The 19974-nt window shown below is 68.6% G+C and carries 11 protein-coding genes, 1 tRNA gene and 1 pseudogene; 7 read left to right on the forward strand and 6 right to left on the reverse strand.

Features of this window, described 5'->3' with window-relative positions; translation table 11 throughout:
- Nucleotide 1 precedes the first annotated feature (1 nt).
- Nucleotides 2-6730, reverse strand: a complete 6729-nt coding sequence (locus tag ACFZAU_RS39245) for a hypothetical protein (protein ID WP_500556178.1) — start codon at nt 6728-6730, stop codon at nt 2-4.
- A gap of 875 nt (nt 6731-7605) precedes the next feature.
- Between ACFZAU_RS39245 and ACFZAU_RS39250 the strand changes: the two are divergent.
- Nucleotides 7606-7788 (forward strand): annotated as a pseudogene (locus ACFZAU_RS39250) (phospholipase effector Tle1 domain-containing protein); the annotation flags it as partial.
- A 545-nt stretch (nt 7789-8333) separates the two neighbouring features.
- A complete protein-coding gene (locus ACFZAU_RS39255; protein ID WP_500556179.1) occupies nt 8334-10184 on the forward strand; it encodes a phospholipase D family protein in 1851 nt (616 codons plus the stop codon).
- A gap of 235 nt (nt 10185-10419) precedes the next feature.
- Here ACFZAU_RS39255 and ACFZAU_RS39260 read toward each other — a convergent pair whose 3' ends face one another.
- Entirely contained in the window at nt 10420-11085 is a 666-nt protein-coding gene (locus ACFZAU_RS39260; RefSeq protein ID WP_500556180.1) for a TetR/AcrR family transcriptional regulator, read from the reverse strand.
- A 115-nt stretch (nt 11086-11200) separates the two neighbouring features.
- Between ACFZAU_RS39260 and ACFZAU_RS39265 the strand changes: the two genes are divergently transcribed.
- The 3 genes from ACFZAU_RS39265 (at nt 11201) to ACFZAU_RS39275 (ending at nt 14541) form a co-directional block, all read left to right on the forward strand.
- Nucleotides 11201-12220, forward strand: a complete 1020-nt coding sequence (locus ACFZAU_RS39265; protein ID WP_500556181.1) for an NAD(P)-dependent alcohol dehydrogenase — start codon at nt 11201-11203, stop codon at nt 12218-12220.
- A 53-nt stretch (nt 12221-12273) separates the two neighbouring features.
- A tRNA-Met gene (locus ACFZAU_RS39270) sits at nt 12274-12351 on the forward strand.
- Between the two features lie 780 nt (nt 12352-13131).
- On the forward strand, nt 13132-14541 hold the full coding sequence (locus tag ACFZAU_RS39275; RefSeq protein ID WP_500556182.1) for a hypothetical protein: 1410 nt from the start codon (nt 13132-13134) through the stop codon (nt 14539-14541).
- A gap of 4 nt (nt 14542-14545) precedes the next feature.
- Here the strand turns inward: ACFZAU_RS39275 and ACFZAU_RS39280 are convergent, their stop codons facing one another.
- Nucleotides 14546-15760, reverse strand: coding sequence for a hypothetical protein (locus tag ACFZAU_RS39280; protein ID WP_500556183.1), 1215 nt, complete (start codon nt 15758-15760; stop codon nt 14546-14548).
- A gap of 579 nt (nt 15761-16339) precedes the next feature.
- Nucleotides 16340-17002: a Type 1 glutamine amidotransferase-like domain-containing protein gene (locus ACFZAU_RS39285; RefSeq protein ID WP_500556184.1), complete on the reverse strand. Its 663-nt coding sequence runs from the start codon at nt 17000-17002 to the stop codon at nt 16340-16342.
- Nucleotides 17003-17361: 359 nt separating this feature from the next.
- Here ACFZAU_RS39285 and ACFZAU_RS39290 point away from each other — a divergent pair, with 359 nt between their 5' ends.
- Entirely contained in the window at nt 17362-17832 is a 471-nt protein-coding gene (locus ACFZAU_RS39290) for a hypothetical protein (RefSeq protein WP_500556185.1), read from the forward strand.
- Between the two features lie 89 nt (nt 17833-17921).
- On the opposite strand, the gene ACFZAU_RS39295 is transcribed toward ACFZAU_RS39290, so the two are convergent.
- Nucleotides 17922-18533: a zinc-binding dehydrogenase gene (locus ACFZAU_RS39295; RefSeq protein ID WP_500556186.1), complete on the reverse strand. Its 612-nt coding sequence runs from the start codon at nt 18531-18533 to the stop codon at nt 17922-17924.
- A complete protein-coding gene (locus tag ACFZAU_RS39300; RefSeq protein WP_500556187.1) occupies nt 18530-18931 on the reverse strand; it encodes an alcohol dehydrogenase catalytic domain-containing protein in 402 nt (133 codons plus the stop codon). Before ACFZAU_RS39300 ends, ACFZAU_RS39295 begins: the two co-directional genes overlap by 4 nt.
- 379 nt (nt 18932-19310) lie before the next feature.
- Between ACFZAU_RS39300 and ACFZAU_RS39305 the strand changes: the two genes are divergently transcribed.
- Nucleotides 19311-19838 (forward strand): YbhB/YbcL family Raf kinase inhibitor-like protein, encoded by a 528-nt coding sequence (locus tag ACFZAU_RS39305; RefSeq protein ID WP_500556188.1) that lies wholly within the window; start codon nt 19311-19313, stop codon nt 19836-19838.
- The last annotated feature ends 136 nt before the right edge of the window (nt 19839-19974 follow it).

Consider the following 19974-nt stretch of genomic DNA (forward strand, 5'->3'; position numbering starts at 1 on the left):
GTCAGCTCTCCTCCCAGGGCGCGGCACCCAGCAGCACCCGCACCGCGTCGACCAAGTCGTCAGGCACACCGGCGAGCGGGTCGGTGCGCCGCCGGAATCGCAACCGCACTTCGCTGCCGCGGGCATCGGGGCCGAGCAGCAGCAGGGCACGGGTGTCGCCCGGGCCGCGCACGATCCGCCCGACCGGCGCGAGTGGGGGCTCGTCCGGGCCGGGCGCGGCGGTCATCGGCTCGGGCGTGAGCCAGTCGGCCGGCCGCGCGGCCCACCACTGGTGCGCCGGGTCGACGGCGTCGGCCGGGCCGGTTACGACAGTCGGCATCGGCCGGGAGCGCCACATCGGCTCGTTGGACTCGACGACGACGGCCACTGGCTGCGGGGTGGCGGCACCGGTCCACAGCACCTGGACCCGTGGGTAGCGCGGTACCTGTGGAACGGCCAGCCCCGCCAACGAAAAGGTCTCGTCGAGCGTGCTGCCGGCCGGTCGGGCGGGCAGCGTCGTCAGCGGTGCCGGATCTCGCACGAGGAGGTGCTCGACCGGCGCGGCCGTGAACATGCCCGCGAACTCGGCGAGCGAACGGAACCGTGAGGTGGTGAAGCCGACCCGGAAGACCCGTACCCCGGTCGTGCCGACCGGTGAGCCGCTGGGCACGCGCTCGATGTCGAGCAGGTGGTCCGTGCACGGCTCGAACACGTATGGCAGGTCGACGACCCGGTGGTCCACCCGCTCACCGAATTCCGACAGGCACTCCCCGGTCACAACCTCGCGGACCGTCTGCTCCCACGGCGTGTAGATCGCCAGGTTCGTGGTGGGACGCGCGGTGGCGAAGTCGAGGAGGCGCGGGCCGGCCGGACCGCCGCCCGGCGGGGCCGGATGCCGACCGGATGCGGCGCGCACCACGACCCTCAGCTCTTGGCCGTACGCTTTGAACAGCTTGTCGACGGTAGCGGAGGAGAACGCCAGTCGGACCACCTCGTCGCAGAAGACGCCCCGGTCGTCCGGCCCGGGTGTCGTGGCCAGCACCCATGGCTCGAGCCGCGATGGCACCTCCGCGGCGCCCTGCGCGACGAAACGGAACTCCTGGGTCTGCTCGGCCCCCCAGGCCGGCTCCGGTGTGACGGGCGGGAGTTCGTCCTGCGCCAGATGGGCCGCCCGCCACCTCACTCGCAGGGTGTACGGCGTGCCGGGCGTCAGAAGTGCGTGCTGGTCCGGGTCTTGGTTGAGCGCGGCCTGCAGTGCCCCGCGCCGGGTGGAGGCCGTGGAGTCGTCCCATACGTACCGGTCGACCTCGCTCGCCAGGAGCCCTTCGAGGGCGAGCACGTGGAATGCGGGCGCATCGCCTTGCGTACGTCGGCGATCCCAGCCGATCTCCACGGTCAGCGTGTCGCGCGGCACGTCGCCGCGAACCAGCACCAGTACGAGCCCGTCTTCGCGGGCCGCGACCCGAGCGGCGATACGGCCCGCACGCTCGACGCGCTCGCCCCACGGGCCGGCCGGATCGGTCCACCGCCCGGGCAGCGGATTGCCGTTTGTGACGAGCGCCGACGCGTCGACCCGCTGCTCGCCCAGCACGGCGCCTGATGCGTCGAGGGAGCGCACTACGAGCAGCCCTTCGATGGACCACCGCGGCACCAGCATCAGCGCCGTGAACGCGTGCAGTCCGCCCACGGCCGAGAACTGCACCGCGTCGCCGAGGTCACCGGGCCGGAACCTGGTGTCCTCCCATGCCCTGACGACGGCCTTCTCGTCGTCGAGGTCCCCCGAGAGGATCGGACGGCTGCCGTCGCCCGCCGGTGAGCGCAGCAGCTTGCCCGTACAGGTGAGCGACTGGCGGGCGAGCCGCGGGTCCCAGCCCTTGGCGACGTGCGCGGCGCGAAGGTCGTGGAGCGTCGCACCGTCGGCGACCGTTTGGCTCCACTCCAGGAGTACGGCGGCGTCGATCCCGGCAGCACGGCTGAACCCCACTGGCTGCCCGGTGGCCCAGCCCCGGAGGGTCGGCTCGGCGGGCCGCCCACGGTCGGGGCACGGCACCGCGTCACCGATGACACCGGCCGCCTCGATGCCGCGCAGCCGGTCGGCCGGCCCGATGCCGCACCGCCAGCGCTCGGTGACCCGCAGCCGGGCCGGCGGTGTGGTGCTGCGCACGGTGTCCTGCGGATCCGGCCAGGGCTGCCCGTCCAGTGTCCAGCCGACGGGGCTCGGGCCGGTGGGCACTTCGTGGAACGTCCACAGTACGGGCGCGGGTTGGGCCGCGGGATCGCATATCCGGCCCCACTGCTCCCTGACGGTGGTGGTGAGCCGTTCCCCGTAAGGCACCGCGCGCGGGTGCGGTTCGGGCAGCCAGGACAGCAGGGCGAGCGCCGGACCGTGCTGCGCGTCGCCCGGATTGCCCCGCGCCCACCACGCACTGGGTGTCTCCCCCGGGGAGAGCGCGCCGTCGAGTTCGACGGCGGTGACCTGGTAGCGCCACCACTGGCGGCCCCGGCGCACCCACGGGTTGGCGCTCTGGCCGTTGCTGCCCAGGACGGTACGGCCGAGCACGGTGAGGTCCGACACCATGCCGGCCGGTACGTCGAACAGCACCACGGGGATCGCGTCAAGCGGCACCGGTTGAGGATCCGCCCCGGTCTGGTCGGCCAGGTCGCGGGCGTCGACGAGCTTGCCGTCGACGGACCGGTCCGTGGCGCTGCCCTCGACCAACGCGGGCGAGCGGCTGACCAGGGCGACGCCACTGACCAGCGGTGGCGGCTCCGGTTCCGGAACGTCGGAGTCGCCCAGTTCGAAGCCGACACAGCCGGAGACGCTGAAGAAGAAGAAGTCGACCTCGCCGCACACCTCGCCCTTGATGTGGGTGCGTTCGACATCGACTCCGTCCACTGTGCCGCGCCCGGCCAGCACGGTGAGCCGGGCCTGGGCGCCGATGCTGACGACGAACAGCCGAAGCTCGCCGGAGATCTCCACGATGCCGCCGAGCGCGAACGGCTTGAACGAAAGGATCGCGTCGAAGCCACCGGCAACCTTGAGGTAGAGGCCCGCGCCGGTACTGCCCCAGACGAACTGCGCATGGAAGCCGACGGCCACGGTGAGGCCACTGGTCGCCACGGCCGGCAGCCGCGGATGGGTGATGCCGTCGCCGTGCACCATCACATACCCGGTGCCTTCGATGAACTCGAAGACGCGCACCGTGGCCGGCTCGGTGAAGGTCCCGAGGTCGACGAACCAGTCCGGCACGTGCCGGGTGTCGAAGAACGCGGTGACCGGGACCCGGACATGCAGCAACTCGACGACGGTGTACTCCGCGGCGAGCCCGACGGTGATCGTGCCACGGGCGAAGTCGAGGTCGAGCACGGCGACGAAGGTGGCGGTCCCGCTGCCCCTCAGCGCGGGCGGCGCCTTGAGCACGTCGGCCTTCATGACCAGCAGCAGCCGCGGCCCGGGCAGCTCGAGGATCACGATCCCCTTCATGTGGACGACGTAGCCGCCCTCGAGGGTGCCGAGCAGCAGGCCTGCGGCGAACGCGAACCTCCCCGGGTCAGGCTCCCAGCCTTGCGGTGCCAGCACGCCAAGTGGTCGCGGCAGTTGTTCCTCGAGCCACTTCAGCGCGGGCGCCGGCACACCTGCGGACTCGATCCTCTTGAAGTTGACGCCCACTCCGCCGAGGACGCCGAAGACGCCGAGGCCGGAGTTGCCGAGCACGATCGGCACCGGGAACTCCACCTCCAGGCCGACGAACACCCCGGTGGCGCCGCCCTTCTGCGCGATCTTCAGCGTGGCGGCAGCACGGATGTTCAGCGGTACGACTGTCAGGTCGAAGGCGCCTTCGAGCCCGCCGTCGCCGGGCAGGGACAGGTAGCCGGAGCCGTGCAGCACACCGGGCACGTTGATGGTGGCGCCCAAGGCCGTGATCTGCGGGGGCTCGACCGCGTCCAGTCGCAGCCGGACACGGACGGCGTCGATGTCGACGATGCCGAGGTCGAGACCGATGCCCAGCTCGGCCTCGAAGTAGGCAGGGTTGTCGCGGGAGACGCGGAATCCGAGGACACGCAGGATCTGGTCGAACGGGTCGCGGGTGACCAGGGCGCCGCTTGGCACGTCGAGGCTGTAGCCCCTCGTCGGGTCGAAGGCCCACAGCGGTACGTGTTCGACGCCGCCGGCTGCCGGGCGGGTGTTCCACGTCGACCGAAGGCCGACCGCCTTGTACCGTGCCACGACCGGCCGGTCCTGCGGCACCCGTACGAGCCCGGCGTCGAAAAAGAACCCCGTTTCCACGTCGAGCAGCACGCTGACCTCCGTGCCTGACGGGCCGTCGGAGGCGACGAGTTCGGCGCCGCGCAGGATGACGTACTTCGTGCTGATCCGGCCGGCGGCGGCAAGTGCCACCACCGCGCCGGTGGCGACGCCGAGCGTGACCAGCTCACCGGCGGTAGGTGACGGCGGGGTCGCGACGGCGAGCAGCGGCGCGAGCCCGGCGACCGCGCCGATCACGTCGGTGCCGGTGGCGCTGCCGGACGTGGGGCGTTCGAGCCTGGCAAGCCCGTCGAGGTCGCTGTCGAGAGCCTGGAAGTCGCCGGAGGCGGTCCACGCCGTGCGCTGCTCGTCGATGCGCAGTCGGACGAGGAAGGCACAGATTCCATCGGCGGGATTGGTCCGCGGTGGGATCTTGCCGGCGGAGTTGGCCGCAAGCCGCATCTCCGCGGCCGTCCGGACGTCGAACTCTCCGTAGACCTCAGCGCGGACGAAGGTGTTGCGGACCAGCTCGACGCGGATGCCGATCGTGCGGAAGCAGTCGGGGACGGGCGTCCGCGCCGGTTCGGGGTCGACCTGGTCGGCCGGTGCCGGCGGTGGGGCGGCGGCGCGGTGCAGCGTGGCATGGACCTTCTCGGTGACACCGCTCGGCGCTGTGACGATCGCGGTGGCTCGCCAGTACGCGTTGCGCTGGGCCTGGTCGCCGCCCGCGGCGAGGTGCGCGTCGGAACCGTGGGCTGTGCCACGTGTCACGGTGGCGCCGTGGCCCGACTTCGACAGGAGGTGGACGAGTGCGTCGCGGCGCCGGGCGCTCAGGTCGAGGTTGTTGAGCCGCGCGGTCGTGCTGGAGTCGTTGTCGTAGGAAGCAAAGCCGTTGACGAGGAATGAGGTGCCGGGTGGCAGCGCCCTGAGACGGGCCTCGTTGGGGCCGCCGAGGAATGGCTCGGAGCCCGGCTCAAAAGTGCCGTCGGGGAGCGCCTTGCGGGTGCGGGTGTTGTCGGGGTTGCACGAGTATGCGAAGTTCACGTCCGACGGCAGGCCGTCCTCGGCCTTGCCCGGGTGGTCCAAGCGGAAGTAGCAGTGCAGCTCGGCCGGTGAGCCGGGTGCTCGGGTTCTGTCGGCGACGACACCGACGGTGATGTCCGTCGCGCCACTCGGCACCGGGATGGTCGCGGTGGCCCCGCTGGCGCTGCCTCCGCCGTCCCAGGTCCACCTGATGTCGCCGCCGTCGGGCTCGAGGCGGACGACCGCGGTGGTCGCTGTCTGGGCCGTGACGACGATGCGCGAGCCGGTGGTGCTCGTGGTGTCGGCGGTCACCGGCTGAACGCCCGCCGGGCCGGGGCCGGGGCCGGCCCCGGCGACCGGGCGGCGGGTCGCTGTCAGCGACAGCGTCGTGGTGTGGGCCGCCGCATCCGTCACCGTGATCTGGAGGGGGATGCCGCCGGTCGCGGGTGTGGTCACCGGGGCCCGGTCCCGGGTGGTCGTCGTGCCGTCCACCGAGAGGGCGTAGGTGTACGGGGCGAGGCCGCCGACCGCGTCGACGAGGAGGGTCGACCGTTCGGGCAGGGCCACGTCGGGCCCGGCACCGTCGTACCAGCGACCCGCGTCGTCCTGGAACCGGACCCTGACCCGCGGGTTGCCGCCCCGTTGGACGACCTCGGCCTCGAAGACGCCGGTGACTCCGGCGTCCCGCCCGAGCCCGATCCACAGATCCCGCACCCCCGCGTTGACAGCGAGCCCCTCCATGCCGCTGGGCGCGACGAACAGGCGCGCTTCGGGCAGCCAGAAGCCCTGCCACTCCAGCGGCATCGCGCGGGCGGCACCCGGCGGATTGCTGACACCGCTCAGATCGAGGGCGGCGGTGCGAAACCCAAAACCCATGACGTCGCCCGACCCCACGAGAGCGTACGGTGGCTCCATGCGCACGAACTCGTAGACGTCCGCCGGGTCGACGCCACCCGGCGGTACGGTCGACGCGGACGCGAGTCGCGTCGCAAGCCCCGTGTCAGCACCTGCCCACCGGCACTCGACCGTCAGCCGCGGCAGGAGGAACCGCACGTCCGGGTGCGCGGGGTCCTCTTCGAGCATGCCCCGGGCGTCGAGCCTCGCGCCGCGCAGGAACGGAAGCCGCGCGATCGCGCTCGGCATGGTGAGCGTCATCCGGAACGGCCCGGTCGGCGAGCCGCCGGGAGTGTCCAGGTCGACCAGCAACTCGAAGGTCACCCTGGGATCCGGGAACTCGATCGGTGTCTGTCGGAGCTCTGGGGTCCGCTCCACCGACCCCAGCGTGAAACGACCGGTGCCGGGATCGAGGCTCAACCCGCGCCCTCCCGATGGGCTCCACTCCCCCCGCATCGACCGCTGAGGGGGCGGTCCGGATAACTCGTCGACATCCGTGGTGAGCCCCATGTCCTGCAGCATCTGCCGCAGCCCCGTGAGAGCACCGGAGTCGCGTGCCGCAGGTGCCAGCTGGTCCCACAGACTCATCTCGCAACCCCCCGGTCCGAGCCCCGCCTCGGGTTCGAACGATACGCACCCGAATTCACTCTTGCCCTGCTATTCCCTGATCCAGCCCGGTCGAGTCCATGGTCCGAGCCGACTCTGGGGACGCGCCCGAAGCGTTCGTAAAGGTGTCGACCCAACCGGATTCTCAAAACCGATGATCCCCTGGGCGCGTTCCACTGCGCGGTCGGGGAACAGCACATGGTCGGCGTTGCCGTCGCAGACGAGTTGTTGCAGCGCGGTGGCCCCGGAGGACAGCGCCACAGGCCGCGGCATCCCGGGTGGACACGTTCGGCGCGCTCAGCCGCAGCGGGAGGGGTGTGCGCAGGGCACCGCTTCCTCGAGAAACCCGAGGTGGCTGTCGACCACCCTGGTGCCCGGCAGTGTGTCGCGGCCGGCGCGCTGCCTGCCTGAGCCCCGCCTCACCAGACGGGCCCAGCCGACGGGGCATCAGCCGGAGCGTCGGCACCCTGTTCTCATCGGTGACGAAGAGTACGGACGGTCCCCACTCCAAGAGTGAACGAAGCGGGCATCGCGGGTCCATGCCTCCGCGACGCCCCGAAGGTACAGGTCGTGATGGACCGTCTCCGCCCCGGCCATCAAGTCCATTTCGCAGCGGACGTACCTTACGTCACCGAGGGAGAGCGCCGTCCGCACGTGCGCCACAGTGGCTCCACCCTGTGGGTACGCGACCTCCCGTGACAGTCGGCTGACGACCCGCCATGTACGGTCATGAGCGTAGAGGGACCGTGGCCTGACGACGAGCATCTCGCGCCGTAGCCCTTCGCATGGCACGGTTCACTCAGTGATGCGAGCATGGACGTGGTGCCGGCCGCCGCTCCGTGCCCTCGCAAGGGGGGATGGTCGTGTGGGCGTTCCACAACACCGAGCTCAGCAGCTGGGTCAGGGCGGCCTTCCACGCGCTGGCCATCAACGAACAGCGCTCGGCGTTCCGGCCGACCCTGCGGCATCAGCAGCCGGGCGCCGCCGAGAAGTTCCAGAAGCTGAAGCAGGTGTGGTTCGCAGGGGTGCACTGGTTTGTCGGCGGCGGCTACCAGGAAGCAGGACTGTCCGACATCACCTTGCTGTGGATGGTCGACCAGGCTCGCAGACACGGGCTCACGTTCGACACCGACGCGCTCAGCGCGGCCGGGCCGAAGGCAATGCAGCCGGAGCAGAGCATCGACTTCCGTGTACGGCCGGACAGCTCGGGCCAACTGCACACCTCACGCACGGGAATGTACCGCCTGACCAAGCAATTGCACCGGCCCCTGGGCAGTGCCGCGGGCAAAGAAGGCGAGCCCAAGGGAGTGAGTACCTGGCGGTTTCCGCCAAGGAGCGGTACGACCGCTCCCCGGGCTACCGGCCGCAGGAACTTGAGCACTATCGGGCCGACAGGGAACAGGTACGACTGGAGCCTGTCTTCCTTCCCGGCCTCGCCACAGAGATGCCGCCCCAGCCGTCAGCGCCTCAGTGAAGGAGAACAGGGATGCTTGCCTCCGCGCTCTTCGCCGGAGATCCACTGCTGGAGTCCATCGCGCAGGACCAGGACCGTATCTCACGCACCCGAAACCGGAACGATCCGGCCGTGCGAAAGGTGCAGATCGCGCTCCTCGGCTGGGACCCTGGCTGTCTGCCCCGGTTCGGGGCGGACGGCGACTACGGCGACGAGACCGCCGGCGCGGTCGCCCGGTTCAAGGTCGAGGTACTCGGTACCCTCTCGGCCGATGTGATCGACGATGTCGGCCCGTTGACGGTCCTGAAGCTGGACGAGATGTGCGCGGCGGCCGAACGCCCGCCCGTGCAGACGGTCGCCCCGGAGGACTGGCTGCTGACCGGCGCCGAGATGGGCCCCTTCCGCTCCCCCGCCTTCACCCTGGGCAACATGGTCCTGTTCTTCGTCGACGCCGAGGGATACTACGACACGCTGGCCTCGCGGCTGGATGCCCTGACGGCCGGAAACCGGGTGCTGTTCGCCGGCTGGCGGTTCTCGCCCGAGCAGGTGCTGCGCCCGGCGGTCGCGGGCTCACCGGGGATCCTCGAGCGGCTCCTCAAGCTCCGCGCGAACGGCATCGTCGTACGCGCGCTCGTGTACGGCTCGCAATTCTCCACGCTTCCCGTGCGCAGGCCCAGGGTTCCGAGCCTCCCGTCCAAGGACAACTTCGACTTCCGGACCGCGCTGGCCGCCGCAGGTGCACAGGCGGTCCTCGACGCCCGGGTGGGCGAGTTCGGCTCCCACCACCAGAAGTGCGCGGTGGTGCAAGGCAGCGCCGCTGAGGATGCGGCGGCGTTCGTCGGCGGGATCGACATCTGCCTGGACCGCTGGGACAACGCCGCCCACGGCGATCTGCCGATACGGCAACGGGAACCGGACTTCCTGGGGAAGAAGATCTCGCTGCCCGGTTGGCACGATGTGCAGTGCGCGGTGTTCGGGCCTGCCGTCGGCCAGATCTGGCAGTCCCTGGTCCAGCGCTGGAACGACCCCACTCCGCCGAGCCGTATCGACGGCACGCCCGCGCCGATCCCCGCATCGGAAGCACCCAGGCCGCCGGCCACCTCAGGCACCCAGGCCGTACAGGTCCTGCGGACCCTGACCTGCAAAGGGGTGTACTCCTTCCTGCCGGGTGGTGAGTTCACCGTCACGGCCGCCTACCGCAAGGCCATCCGCCGGGCGCGGCACTACATCTACATCGAGGACCAGTACCTGTGGCCCTCGCCGCTCGTCGACGACCTGCGGGCCGCCGCAGCCCGGGGCGTCCAGGTCATCCTGGTCACCGCCCGCGACTTCGACGTGCCGGGGCTCGGCGACGTCCACAAGGCGATGCGCGCCGAGGTGCTCCAGCGCATCGCAGCCGCACATCCCGCGAACGTCCACTGCTTCCATCTGGAGCAGGCGGCGACCACGCTGCAGATCTACGTCCACGCGAAGCTGATGATCGTCGACGACCAGTACGTCTCCGCGGGGAGCGCCAACCTTAACTTCCGTTCCCACACAACGGATTCGGAACTGCAGCTCGGTGTCTTCGACACGAATCTCGTCGACGGCACCATGGGCGGCGCCCCACACCGGGTCGGCGTGTCCGTCCGTAAGCTGCGCACGCAGATTTGGGGCGAACACCTCAACGAGGACCCGTCGCTGCATGAGGACGCGCTGACAGGCCTGGGCCGTATGCCCACGGGGGGCCGCAAGATCGGCCACCTGGTCAACTTCCCTGTTCCGCCGCGGGTTCCCGCTGTGGACTGGCGCGAGACGCTGCGGGATCTGCTGCGCTCGGTCCAGCAGATGGAGCACTGGCAGTTCCTGGCCCCCGTGGTGCTCGGCCCACTCGCGCCGGCGGTCGCGCTGGTGCCGGGCCTGGACCTCGGCACCGTCGCGGACCTGGTTCCCGACCCCGAGGCCTTCGTGCGCAGGCTCCTGAACCCCAACACCACATGCTGAGCAGCCCTTCCGGGGTGGCGTCGGCGCTCGGGCGGTAGTCCACGACCGAGCGCCTCACCGGCACCGTCACCCCTGGCGAGGCTGCGTGGCAGGGCCCTGCCCGCGGCACCCCGGCCGCTGTATTGCGGGGATCCGCGGGGTAGACGTGGGCGACCCCGGCCCCGTGCGTTCAGCCGGCACGCCCCGGCTTCCCCGCTTGGCCTGTGACCCGTGCGGCGGGCACGCCGCTTCCTCGTCAGCCCGCCGCTCGCTGAAGACTGTCGAGGATGAGGTCCAGTCCGAATTCGAACTCGTCGCTGAAGTCGTACCCGGGACGCATGACGTGAGCGGTCGCGATTTCGGTCAGGTACGGGTACTCGCCGTCGCCGAATGCGCTCATGATGGAATCCGCCAGTTCGGCGGTCTCCTCCGGGGAACCGAAGGGCAAGGTCTTCTCCTGCAGGGCGAACCCGTAGATGTAGCTGTCGAGAACCGAGACGGCGTGGGCGGTCAGCTCGAGCGAGAACCCGCCCTGACGCAGGCAGCCGAGAACGGCGTCGTGGTGACGCAGAGTGGCCGGGCCTGGAGTGGACCGCGACTCCATCAGCCCGATGGCCCAGCGGTGGCGGGACAACAGCAGGCGCATGGAGATCGCCCGCTGTCGCATCGCCTGTCGCCAGTCGGCACCCGGCACGGGCAACTCGACTTCGCCGAAGACCAGGTCGACCATGCCGTCGAGCAGGTCCTCCTTGTTGGCCACGTGGTTGTACAGGGACATCGCCTCGACCCCGACAGCCTCGCCGAGTTTGCGCATGCTGAGCGTCTCCAAGCCGCTGGCGTCGGCGAGTTCGACGGCGGCATGGAGAACCCGCTGCCGGGTGAGCGTCGCGCGGTTCGGTCGCGAGGTGGTTCGTCGGGTCACGGTGAACGGATCTCCTTCTCTCGTGTCTCCAGCGTTGACGACCTTACGCCGTAAGTGCTCTACTTACGGCGTAAGTATCGTGGGGACACAACCGGGGGCAGTGATGATGCGAAACATGAGCGAGCCGATCACCACCGGCGAGACGAAGACGATGTCCGCTGTCGTGCAGGAGCGCTACGGCGCCGATCCGGAAGCCGTGCTGCGGACGGCGCACCTCGTCCAGCCCGCCATCGGGCCGGACGAGGTGCTGGTGCGGGTGCGCGCCTCCAGCGTGGACCGGGGCACCTGGCACATGATGGCCGGCCTGCCGTACCCAATCCGCGCCGTGAGCGGGCTACGAAGGCCAAAGCTCCCCAATCCCGGCCGCAACATCGCCGGTGTCGTCGAGGCCGTCGGCTCTGATGTGACCATGTTCGCGCCCGGCGACGAGGTCTACGGGACGGCAGCCGCCGCGTTCGCCGAATGCGCCGCCGCCCGTCCCGACAGGATCGCTCCCAAGCCGACCCGACTCACCTTCGAGGAGGCGGCGACGGTGCCCGTCAGTGCGCTCACCGCACTCCAGGCAGTTCGCGACAACGGCAAGGTCCGGGAAGGCCAACACGTCCTGATCACGGGAGCCGCCGGCGGCGTGGGCACCTTCGCCGTCCAACTCGCCCATGGACTCGGGGCCCGGGTGACGGCCGTCGCGAGCACCCCCAAGCTCGCGGCCGTACGGGCGCTGGGCGCGGACCACGTGATCGACTACACGCGCGAGGATTTCCTCGCCGGCCTACAGCGCTATGACGTCATCATCGACATCGCGGGCAACCGTGGTCTGCGGGATCTGCGCCGAGCCCTCACACCCCGCGGCAGACTGGTCATCACCGGCGGCGAGACGAACGGCCGCTGGCTCGGCGGCACCGATCGGCAGCTCCGCGCCCAGGTGCTCTCTCCGTTCACCGGCCGGCATCTCGGCACCTTCATCGCCTCAGAGGCCGCAAGCGGGCTGCGCGATCTGACCGCTCTCGTCGATGCAGGCACGCTCTGCCCTGCCGTGGACCGCGTCTACCCGCTCGCCGAGACTGCCGCAGCCGTCCGGCACCTCCTCGACGGCCGCGTCACAGGCAAGCTCGCGCTCGCCATGCCCGCCGAGTGACGCCGTAAAATGCCTGCGCGAGCCGCCCAAGGATCGTAGACTGGATGTACCGACGCGGGGTGGAGCAGCTCGGTAGCTCGCTGGGCTCATAACCCAGAGGTCGCGTGGTTCAAATCCCGCCCCCGCTACCAACATTCGGCCCCTGCCTGACTTCCTGTCGGGCGGGGGCCGAAGTCTTGTACATAGCCCGCCGGCGCTTCGGCCGGGGCAGCTTCTCGGCCCGGTTCGTACGGCCAGGAGCCCTGAGGCTTCGGCGATCAGGCTGCCGAGGAGGATCCACGCGGTGGCCGGCAGCCACCCGCCCGCATCACTGGCCCAGTGCACTCAGACCCACAGGCGGCTCACGCCCACCAGCGCGGCCCAGCACAGCATCAGGATCAGGATCAGGATCACCAACAATGCATCCGGCACACGTCACGGGAGTGCAGTAGGCACGGCGCGCACCGCTCCCTGCGATGCTCCGCCGGGCGGCGACGGCTTTCCCCCCGCCCGCATGCGGGGGCGCGAAGGTTACGGAATCGCCGCGACCACCGCAGTCCCCGGCTGCTGCCGACCGGGAAGCCGTCACCGAGCCTGCCCGCGATGGCATACGGGCCAGGTACGACCAGGGCATCAGACGGATCCACATCCGACCTGGGGCGTCGCGCCATCTGCGGGCAGGACCGTCTCAAGGCGTCCGCGCGGTGGCAGATCCATTGCGGGTCCGCCACCTGACGTCGATCGGGCCATCAGCAGTCACCCGGGCCGGCTGAGCGACCGCAGGCCGTTCGTACGGCGGCTCGGGGCTCCCGTTGCGGGATGCGCCGGGCGGGTGAACAGTGGGTTTATATCGGCTCTTCATTCTTCCGGTTCCGATTTCACCGACTCACCGTCAACAGGAAGAATCCACGAGGAACAGTGCGACGCCAAGCGTGTCTGGAATCATCATGGCCAGAATTTCCCGGCGACACATCCTTCACGCGGCCAACGCATCCATTCTGGCTGCAGCACTCGCGATGCCGGCAAGCCTGACGATTGCCGCCGCGGATTCTCAGAGCTTGGATGGGGGCCGTGCCGGAGTACCGGCTCAGCCCACGGCTCCTCCGCCGCCTGCTTCCACCACACCGAGAGCCCCGACGGAACCCACAACGCCGCCGCCCTCGCCTTCAACCACAACGTCGCCCGAACCCACGACGTCCGCCCCTACTTCGCCGACTGACACGTCGCCGGACCCCGACGACACGGACGGTCAGAAAATCCCGCCGGAGCAGGATGCGGAAATCGACGAGGCGACGAAGAAACTGAACGAGCAGAAGGAACGAGTCTCCGAGGAACTCGTGTCGACCGTGGGGACACTGAGCACCATGATCGATGCGGTCCAGGATCCGACGACGTCGCCGCAGGACAGGCAGGGAGTCATCGAGAGCACGGAGAACCTGGCAGCGACGCTCGCAGCCATCGGTGACCCGAAAACCTCCCCCGAACTGCGGAAAGAGTTGACGGCCATGGTGAAGCAGGTGACTTCGGCACTCAAGGCGGTCAATGATCCCCGGGTCCCGGCAGAAGAACGGTCCATTCTCATCCTCGTGGTCAAACGAACCACGTCCGCCCTGGACATGATCCGTGATTCCCACACACCACCGGACGTACGGGACCGGTTGATCGCAATAGTGAACGACATCTCCTACGCTACGGAGAGGAGCCAGCACGGGGTTGCAAGCCGGAGCTATCCCGAGGGCTTCGCTTCGTATGGTCTGCCGGTGAGCTCCTCTCTCACCATTCTGGTCGACCCGAACACACCACCGAAGGAACGAGAAAAGCTGGCGAATTCCACGCAGCAGGTCGGCGCGCTACTGAAGACAATCAATGACCCCGGGACGTCGCAGGAGGAGAGAGCTGAAGCCATCGAAGAACTGGAAGAGAAAGCCGCGCGCATGAAGGACCAGCAGGAGCACTCCGTTTCAGCTCAGGAGCGTCCCGACCAGTCGCTCGGGAAAGCTGCCGCGTTCTGCACCAGCGCCATATTCGAGTCCACCCCTGAGCACGACCTCATGCAGGGGCTGCGGAAACTGCTTCCCACGCGGTGGGCCGACGAAGGGGTCAAGGACTTCTGGAAGGCGGAGGAAGAGAACAACAAGACGCTCGACATCCTCGTCCAGTTGCAGAGCGACACGCGCACCCGCGGCCCGTTCCCAGTCAAAAAGCTCATCCCAGAACTCGCAGAGCTGGTACCACACGATAGGCTGTTCGCCAGCCTGGGACCCTCTGCCCTCTCTTGCGAGCAGACGGCCACGTACCTCGCCGAGGACGGGACCACGGTGGGCACCTGGCTCAGCGAGTAACCGGTCAGCGGCCTGCGGATCGCAACAATTCGGCCACGGAGATCTCTGAAACGGCTCGGTCCTTCGCAGCTCCGTACCTCTCCAGTTCCCTTCTTTCCTCCTCGTAGTCGCCTGCCCTGTGATAATCGTAGGGCAGGGATGAAATCGAAGAGATGAACCGGGGCCCCGGTGACCAGACAGCGGTCACGTACCGCGGTTTGCGCGTGACATTGATGAGATTGTTGTTGTGCCGTACCCTGCCGCGGTATACGAGCTGTTCTCCGCACAACACCGGGTCGCAGTAGTAGCGTCCGTCACGTGCGTTCCACGTGGCATGAGGGGACTTGAACTCGTCGACGTCCAGCCTCCCTCGATCCTTTCTGATGTACGAGATCTGCAATTCAGCAGTCACGGTGTCGTACTCGACATCCTTGGGAAGTTGAAAAACCTTCTTCAAGGCGTACACCTGCCCGACGTCGAGCGAGTCGCCGGAGTCGTAGAATCTCCCGCTGCTTATTGTGGTGTACTTCAGCTGGTCGACGTATAGTTCGGCCTCCCCATCGGGCGTCCCCGGCCTCCCGAAACTGTCGCTCCACTCCGATATCCGATTCTCGTCCCCCTGAGAATACGAGGCGGCCCTGCCGCGGACCGTGTAGCCGTCATTGATGATGTACACCGGGATCCCGCCGGTGTTTTTCATGTAAAATGTCAGCGGGACCTGCACGAAGGGATTTTTGCCGTCTTCCCACGGCTTTCCGAATTCCGTCTTGAGAGTAAAATACACAGGGGCGGCCGCGGGCTGGTACATAGTGGAGTAAGCGAGGCTGACAGCCGTGAGGAGTGCAGTGGCGACCACTCCCGCCGCGAATCTTTTGGGTTGCGGCATCCCGTTCCACGATTTTTGGCGCACAAGAAGACACAGCGCCCATACGGACCAGCACAAGGCCGGCACGTAGACCAGCAGGTAGGGTGTGTACTCCCTCTCCTCGAACCAGAGAAGAAGAAGGAGAACGTCGGTCGCGAGCACAATAATGGCGCCGAGCAGGACAATCGCCCCGGAAGCCCTTAAGTGTCGTTTCCCCCAGTAGTCGTGTGCCGCGATTGCTGCAATTCCCAGCACCACGCCCGAGAGCACGAACAGCACTCCGGTTATCCGTTGCGCGAAAGTAAGAGCCCCCGAGGCGTCCGGCCATCCGATGACTGCATTCAAAACCATGGAGACGAGCAGCCCGACCAGCATGAGTGACATGATGGAGCGTCTTTTCCAGGCTCGATCGGGCCAGTTCCCACTGTCACCCCCGCGCCAGCATACGGATGCCGGATCATCCAGATCCATGTCCGCAGGGAAACCGCGGCGGCCGAGTATTTTGCGCAGCTCGCCTGGTGACCAGGCACTGCCGACCGTCTCGCCACCAATGCTGATGCGGCGAAGACCACGACTGTCCGGCGGCTCCACGATGACCCAGGGACGGATACTCATGACCACAGACTCAAACGTGAGCCGGCACAGTGCACGCGGAATTACCCCGTTTGCCTCCAAGCGGTGGTGGCCTGCCTGGTGTGGGCCTGGTTCTGGCCCCCCATGCGTACACCGCCACACCCTGTGTGTGCGACTTCTCCCACGGCGACCGGACCGTGGCCGACCTGCTGGGCGGCAGGGGCTCGGGGCCGGTTCGGTCCCAAGAGAGCGCTGCCAAGCTGTGGTGCGGCTGAAGCGGCCAGTAGGGGCGGTTCGACGCCGGTGGTCAGGAACTCCCGGCAGGCTGTGCGAAGCCCAGAAAGGCTGCCACGGTCGCGAGTGCACCACAATGCCGGGTGGCTATGACCCGAACTTCGTCCAGTGCCCTTCGGAGACCAACTCGACGGTGCCGTCGACGACCTTGATGGCCGTCTGTTCGTCGATGGCGTAGGCTGCGCCGCCGATGTCGGCAGCCCAGCGCTCAGCGTCAGCCAGGGTGTTCCCCGGGAAGGCGTCCAGGTGCGGGAAGATCGAGAAGTCGACGACTCCCAGGGTGCGGTCGTCCGGCGCGGACTGCCACTCTACGAAGTAGGTGCCGATCCGGGGCGTCATGACCATGCTTCCGGCACTCACTCCCACCCAGACCGTGTCGGGCAGCGAAGGCAGCAGATCAGCCAGCCCCGACTCCCTCATCCAGTGGCACAGGTACGTCGCGTCGCCGCCGTCGACCAGGAGCACGTCGGCTTCCCGGACCCAGGGGACGTATCGATCCGCGCCGATAGTGGGCAGTGCGGTCAACTCGAGGACACCGAGCGAGGCCCAGCCCAGGCCGGTCAGGTGCTGCCACCGGGGTTCGCCGGCTGCGAGGCCCCGTACCGATGCCGGACCGCACATCGGATGTCCCCACTGCGCCGTCGGGACACAGAGGGCGTGGCACTCGTCGATCGGCTTGCCGAGAAGCTGCACGAGCGCCGAGCGGATGCTCGGGTTCGTGACGCCGCCTGAGGTGAGCAAGAGCTTCAAGGTGTCTCCCAATGCGCGCGCGAAAGGTGGATATACCTGAAGACCCGGAACCGTGCCGGAATTCATCGTCGTTCGGGCAACCTTTTCGGAGGCCCTCGGGTCGCCGGGCGTGGTTCTTTGCCATCCCTCCGCCAGGTCATCGCCGAACGACGACGCTGCCCCCGCGTCGGCGCATCAGCATCGTCCGTAGCGTGATCGCAGTGGGTCACGTCCGCTGGAGTGTTCGCGGCCACGGCCGACCGATACTGCTGCCTGTCAGCAACGCTGTTGGCACTGGCAGACCCACGAGGCGATCAAGGCAGTGGTTCGACGCTCTGGCAGAGCCGACCGGGGCCTCGGCCGACCTGCAGAATGTCCGCGTGAACATTCGCTACGAAGTGGTCTTCACCTGCTTCCTGAAGGACGACACCCCTCGGCCGGTCCTGGACACCCTGTGCTGGCACATGGGCCTGCTCACTGACCGCCCCGCGGCTGTCGGCGCCGATGAGTACCCGCGTCCTCTGCTGACTCCGAATCCGGACACCGACAGGCCCCTGCCCGGAGGGGAGTTCGCGCGTCTGGAACGCCAGTCCCGCGGCGATCACGATGCCTGGGGACTGTTCGTCCGCGTCCTGTGGCCGGACCTGCTGGACGACGTCGTATCGCTCCTCGAACTGCTCGCTCCGCACGTCGACGAACCGGACTACGCCGGCTACTTCCGTGCGGAAGCCGACCCCTGGCCTTCCGTCTTCCGGTTCCGCGAAGGAACGTACGACGTGACCGGGCCCATGTCCGACTTCCGGCAAGGCTTCGACACCGGCGCGGGTGGTCGGCGCCTGGCCGGGTCCTGAAGCGCGTACTGCACCACGACGCCCCCGGCCCGGTCTCCGGCCAGTGGAGGCGGAGCACGCCGCCCTTCGCGTGCGGTGTGTGTGTGACGTCAGTCGAAGACGATGACCATGCGCCCGACGACGTCGCCGCGACCGAGGGCCTCCAGGTTGTCGTTGATGTCCTCGAGTCCGACCTTGGTGACGTTGTGCTTGACGAGGCCCGCTTCGGCCAGGGAGAGCACCTCGACCAGGTCCAGGTGGTTGCCCCAGAAGGAACCGAGGTAGGTCAGCTCCGTCCCCACGAACGGGAACTGCTTGTGCTCGACGTGGTGACTCATGAGGCCGACCGCCGCCAGCACACCCTCGGGGCCCAGCAGGTCGAACCCCATGGAGATGGACGCGTTGCTGCCGACGCAGTCCAGGATGGCGTCGATCGTCCTGCGGCCGGTGAGCTGCTCCAGTTCGTCCTGGATGGCCTGGTTGGACTTGTCGCGCACGTTGATCCCGTGGTCGGCTCCGTTCTCCTTCGCCACGTCCAGCTTGTTGTCCTTGCGGGCCAGGGCCACCACGGTCGCTCCGCCGCCGAGCAGCTTGGCGTACTGGACCGCGTAGCTGCCCAGGCCTCCGATGCCCGTGACGGCGACGGTGCGGCCCGGACCGAGCTTGCCGGTGTCCCGGAGCTTGCGCATTCCGCGGTACGGGGTCATGCCCGCGTCGGTCATCGGGGCGAGGACCTCGGGCGCCTAGCCGCGTTCTCCGAGACGGGGATGGCGTGGCGGCCTTCCACGGCCATGTACTCCGCGAAGCCTCCGGGAGGCCCGAAGCCCACCCACCTGCCGTTGCCGCTGCACAGCTGTTCGTTGCCCTCCCGGCACTGGCGGCATGTGCCGTCGCCCCAACTGGGGTTGACCACGACCATGTCGCCTTCGGAGTACCCCACCGACGTCGGTACCGCGCTGCCCGTACCGGCCACCCGGCCGGTGACCTCGTGGCCGGGGATGTAGGGGAGGTCAACGGGGAACGGCACCTCGAAGTAACCGTTGAGGAGCTGGTAGTCACTGCGGCACATGCCGGTCGCGGCGACCTTCAGCAGGATCTCGTCCGGCGCCGGGTCCGGCATGGGAACGTCTTCGATTCGAAGGGGCTCTTTGTATCCGTGCATCCGAGCTGCCTGCATCTGCATGGTGCCGCCTCGCTTTCGCCGACAAGTACGGGTTACGTGCCGCGCAGCGTGACGGGCTCGGGTTTCGTCGCAGGCCGCCGCAGCCGCCCCCTTACCTACCTCCAGGTTCCTGCGTCCACCGCCACGACGCATCCCGGACGGAGCGTGACGCGGCACCGCCGACGGCCGGCACGGCGACATCGTCGTGGCACCGACGCCACCAGCCGCAGGGACACAGCAAAGTCAACCCATCAGGACCGATTGCCAACTGACAACGGCGGTCATAGCGTTGATCCAGGGCAGGACCGGGCTTCGGGCGTGGATGCGGAGGCTCTTCATGATCAAGCCCTACGGTCCCTACGACTTCATGCCGCCGATCCCGGACTTCGCGGTGAGTTCGGAGTCCGTCCCCCACGGCGGCCAACTCGCCCTCGCGCAGGCCAGTGGCATTCTGGGGGCAGGCGGGTCGGACATCTCACCGCAGCTGAGCTGGACCGGATTCCCCGACGACACGCGAAGCTTCACAGTGGCGATGTTCGATCCCGACGTGCCCACCGCCTCGGGTTTCTGGCACTGGGCTGCGGCCAACCTCCCGGCTTCCGTGACCGACCTTCCGGCCGGGGCCGGAGACGGGAGCGACCTTCCCGGCGGCGCGGTGACACTTCGCAACGACGCCGGTTACCGCAGGTACCTGGGTCCGGCCACGCCACCGGGCAACGGCCCCGACCGATACTTCCTGGTCGTCCATGCCGTCGGCGTGGACAAGCTGGACGTGTCCGAGGCGACGTCTCCCGCCCTCATGGACTTCCTCTTGTTCACCTACGCCATCGCGCGGGCCACGATGTACGGCACCTTCGAGCGATGAGCACGTACCGGGCCCTCTCACGGAGGTGATCCGACAACGGTGCCGGGGAACCGCGCGCTTGCGCGGTTTCCCGGCACCGACTGCCGGCTCTCCCCACCCGGGGTGGCCCCGGTGGACGTCCGCGGATCGCAAAGAC

It is taken from the genome of Streptomyces sp. NPDC008238 (genome assembly GCF_042956445.1).
Taxonomy (GTDB): Bacteria; Actinomycetota; Actinomycetes; order Streptomycetales; family Streptomycetaceae; genus Actinacidiphila.

Coding starts and splice junctions, on each gene's coding strand:
- ACFZAU_RS39245 (WP_500556178.1), bottom strand. CDS start 6,730: ATGAGTCTGTGGGACCAGCTGGCACCTGCGGCACGCGACTCCGGTGCT.
- ACFZAU_RS39265 (WP_500556181.1), top strand. CDS start 11,201: ATGAGCGAGCCGATCACCACCGGCGAGACGAAGACGATGTCCGCTGTC.
- ACFZAU_RS39280 (WP_500556183.1), bottom strand. CDS start 15,760: ATGCTGGTCGGGCTGCTCGTCTCCATGGTTTTGAATGCAGTCATCGGA.
- ACFZAU_RS39295 (WP_500556186.1), bottom strand. CDS start 18,533: ATGACCGACGCGGGCATGACCCCGTACCGCGGAATGCGCAAGCTCCGG.
- ACFZAU_RS39300 (WP_500556187.1), bottom strand. CDS start 18,931: ATGCCGGACCCGGCGCCGGACGAGATCCTGCTGAAGGTCGCCGCGACC.
- ACFZAU_RS39305 (WP_500556188.1), top strand. CDS start 19,311: ATGATCAAGCCCTACGGTCCCTACGACTTCATGCCGCCGATCCCGGAC.